The following is a 1,310-nucleotide window of genomic DNA, read 5'->3' as shown; positions in this document are numbered from 1 at the left end:
GGACGTTTGGGAGCAATTTAAAGAGTCACCGACACTGTCTACTTTTGAGCACTTACAAGAGCTTTCAGAAGACCTGAACAGTCAGGAAGACTGGCGGCAAAAAGCCATAGACTGGATGAAAGAGCGGGTTGTCAGCACTCAGGGTTATCACCACCACCGTGTGTTAAACACACTGATGATGGCTTTTCTTGCTGGATCGGATCTGGAGTCAGCCTGGCAACTGGTCACAGATGCAGATCCGGATGCTACATTGCTCTACGAGCTGAGAAAACATTTTCGGCAAGATGGAGAACGTTCTCGTTTTCTCTATGAGAAGCTCGTTAAGGATTGTGTTCAGAAAAGAACGAGTAAAAGTTATCAAGAGGCGGTTGAACTATTGGTTGAATGCCAGCAGATATTGGCAGGACTGAATCAGCCGCAGGCATTTAGTCGGTGGCTTGATGAGCTGCGTGAAGAATACAGGACTAAAAGGAATTTTATGCGTTTTCTCAATGAGGCGTTTCCCGGACTTTAAACTCAGGAAACGCTTACCGGCCAGCTTTCAAAGGCTGGCTCTTCATAAGGGTGTGCCGATCTCAACGCGGCAATGGCTGCTTTCAGGTACTGCTCCTCACAGATCATTTCAACCTTGAATTCCTCAACGATTTCCACCATATCCTGCCTGCCAATGAAAGGGGCGCTGCCATTCAGCCGTCTGGACTGACCCTGGCCAGCTGTTTGCCAACAACAGCTGTCGTAGTTTTCGTAACGCCCGGCACCAGTCGCAAAGACGGCAGTTTTCACCGATTCAAGATGACTTTCAGGAACAAAAAAGCACAGCTTATGCAGGGTCATGTCATTGTCCAGCAAAATGATTGAAAACCGGATTGGCATACATCTTTAGGAACCAGGGTTGATGAGCCTTTGGGCACAGAGCCAAACGGTCATCGAAATCTCTGACTTTACTATCAAGCGACTCATCCGGGCAAAATTTTTCAAATAGGGCTTTTAAAGAACACTCTGTCACATGGGGATAGGCACTGCGGAGTCGATCAAAGGCAATCAGATTGGAAGCAAACAGGTAATAGTTCTGATGAACCTGACGATCCACTTCTTCAACAACCTGGTTGGCGTTTTCATACTTTTCCTTCAGCGGTGTGCCAAAAGCTACATGGACACCGCCTTTGAAACCATTAATGCCAGTCACGATGCTTTGAAGGTCTTCACCTTCGAACTTTTCATAATTGCCCTGGGCTTCAGTCGCGAAGAGTTCCCTGGCTTTGGCCAGATCGCAGGGGTCGTATTCGTAAGCAATTGATACGGGTACCAGG

2 protein-coding genes and 1 pseudogene are annotated in these 1,310 nt (G+C 47.6%); 1 reads left to right on the top strand and 2 read right to left on the bottom strand.

Features of this window, described 5'->3' with window-relative positions; genetic code table 11:
* A partial coding sequence (locus KDK18_RS06265) for a hypothetical protein (RefSeq protein ID WP_257254007.1) occupies positions 1-514 on the top strand: 514 nt, incomplete at its 5' end.
* Positions 515-516: 2 nt separating this feature from the next.
* On the opposite strand, the gene KDK18_RS06260 is transcribed toward KDK18_RS06265, so the two are convergent.
* On the bottom strand, positions 517-834 hold the full coding sequence (locus KDK18_RS06260) for an NGG1p interacting factor NIF3 (RefSeq protein ID WP_306670878.1): 318 nt from the start codon (positions 832-834) through the stop codon (positions 517-519).
* Between the two features lies 1 nt (position 835).
* Positions 836-1,310, bottom strand: a pseudogene (locus KDK18_RS06255) (1-acyl-sn-glycerol-3-phosphate acyltransferase); the annotation flags it as partial.

It is taken from the genome of Endozoicomonas sp. SESOKO3 (genome assembly GCF_024606255.1).
The sequence above is the reverse complement of the archived record's forward strand: the minus strand, read 5'-3'. Positions and strand labels throughout refer to the sequence as shown.